Annotated in this window: 2 protein-coding genes; both read left to right on the forward strand. The window is 49.1% G+C overall.

The window, feature by feature from the left end; genetic code table 11:
• The first annotated feature begins 197 nt into the window (after positions 1-197).
• Entirely contained in the window at positions 198-1,673 is a 1,476-nt protein-coding gene (locus AC1DWB_RS33800; protein WP_477545458.1) for a flagellar hook-length control protein FliK, read from the forward strand.
• A gap of 15 nt (positions 1,674-1,688) precedes the next feature.
• On the forward strand, positions 1,689-2,129 hold the full coding sequence (locus tag AC1DWB_RS33805) for a flagellar hook capping FlgD N-terminal domain-containing protein (protein WP_477545459.1): 441 nt from the start codon (positions 1,689-1,691) through the stop codon (positions 2,127-2,129).
• Positions 2,130-2,280 lie beyond the last annotated feature (151 nt).

The raw sequence follows: 2,280 nt of genomic DNA on the forward strand, positions 1-2,280 counted from the left end.
GCGTTGAACCAGCCGAAAGTGCTTAATATTCTGAGCAAGATGGACAGTGCGGCACGTGCACGCGTTCTAGCTGAAATGACAAAGACGAACAAACCCGTCGCTGCTACATTATCAACTCTGCTTCCCAAAGAGAATTAGCCTAATCTGAATCAACTTTCTAACCAGCCTTTAAGCATGGAAAGGAGGTGAAATATACAATGGAAACCGTACGTATGCAAGCAAGCAATACAGTCGCAACGAATAGTGGAAATTCAGCAACGACAAGCTCAAGCAATTCTACAGCAACTGACAACGCCAACTTTACCAAGACGCTCGTTCAAGTGCTGCAAAGCGGAACAGCAGCAGAATCCAACAGCACATCAGCCGCATTAACAGGCACGTTAATGCCAGGGTTACTCATAGGTACTGCTGAAACGAGTCAGGAACAATTGCCAAACACTGCAGAAGCGTTGCTGCAATTGCTTGCGCAATTGCTGAATGGTGCTCAGAATCAGGAGAACTCGAGTGACTCTGATCCTGATGCTGCAGGTAATGTCGATACGTCCGCACTGGCTCAATTGCAATTGCTGCTGTTGCAATGGACGTCCGCGCAACCTGATGCAAGTGCAAATCCTGAAGCGGCTACTATGACATCTGGTTCTACCGTTGAAGCTAGCCAGCCAAGAAATGCATCCGTCCAGCAATTGCTGCAGGCGCTTGAAGTAATTGGGGAACAACAAACGAAGCAATCGGGTTCAACTCAGCCAAGTTTCCAAGAGTTGCTCACTGTGCTGAAGCCCCTTCTCACTGAAGTGTCCGCTACCGTCTCGAATCAAGTGGCGACAGTAGCCGCGCAAGCCTCATCGAACACAGCTGTTGTTGCCGTGCAGAGTCAACCACAAGTTGTTAGAGGAGATTCGCATCTGCCATTAACGCGCAAGAGTGGTAAGGAGCAGTCAACTGGATCCGTATCAGGAGCACAACCGCTTGTTCAGATCGTCAGCGATCCTCGAAGCACATCAGGTCTTAGCTGRCTGGCCGCGAAGGCTGTCCTGCAAGCTCCGGTCACACCGGTTGCAGTAAGCTCTTCGACAGCTGCACTTGGCACAGAGGTTGATGTACCTGTAGAAGTTACTGMTGGTCAGGCAGAATCCAAGGATTCAACGCAAGGTCAAGCCGTATTCCGGATGCCGACCTCATCTGAAACAATCGTCAAAGGAGACACTCCTGTAGTGTCTGCTAACCGATTCGCACAGGAAATGTCGCAATTGATGAAATCAATGAATTTGCAATCGACAAACGGGCATTCCGAAATCAAGATCACTTTGATGCCGGATCACTTGGGACAAGTGGATGTGAAGATGTCGATGCAGAATGGCCATCTGGTTGCACAGTTCGTCGCAGACTCGCTTCATGGGAAAGATTTGTTGGAGAGTCAACTGCCACAGTTGAGAGCGGTGTTGCAAAGCCAAGGCTTGCAGGTTGATCGACTCGAAGTGACACAAGGGCAAGAAGCTGCATTCGCTATGTTCCAAGAACAGCAAAAGCAGCAATCATCCCAACAATTCAAACGGAAGCAGCAAGGCGAATCGAACGATGGAGATGAGACTCCGATCGATTTTGACGCCGAATTAGCTACACTGGCTGCTCGTAGAGCCGCATTAGCTGGAAGCTCGTTCGATGTCACGGCTTAATGACTAAGCTCCATCTTGAGAAGGAGGAGTGCAATRGCATCTCCTGTAGGCGTTTCTAACGGATCTTATTACTATAACAATACGAATCGAAAAACCGGCTCCAACAATCTCGGTCGTGACGAGTTTCTGAAGATTCTTATCACGCAAATTTCCCACCAAGATCCGACTCAGCCTTTGCAGGATAAGGAGTTTATMGCGCAGATGGCTCAGTTCACATCAGTGGAGCAGTTGTCCAATATGGCGACGGAAATGAAAATGTTGCGGCAGTCGATCGGTTGGTCTTCCTCCTTGATCGGGAAGTCGATTAATTGGACACTAACAGACCCAGAGACGAAGCAGCCTGTCGTGAAAACCGGCAAGGTTACGGCCATCAATATCAAGGAAGGCAACCAATATGTGAACGTTGCCGGGCAAGACATTCCGTTGGAGCAAATATCAAAAATATGGGATGAGTAGGTGGTAGTTGTGGCCGATCGCTTATCAGTCGGACAGATGTTTCCGAACATGACGCCGCCGGTCGCAAACCGTAAGCCCATCGAGTACTCCGGGTCAACTCCTGTTACAGGATCACGATCGTTTCAACATGTATTGCAGGAAAGCGTGGTCC

The sequence above is a fragment of the Paenibacillus sp. P4_E11 genome, from assembly GCF_056401635.1.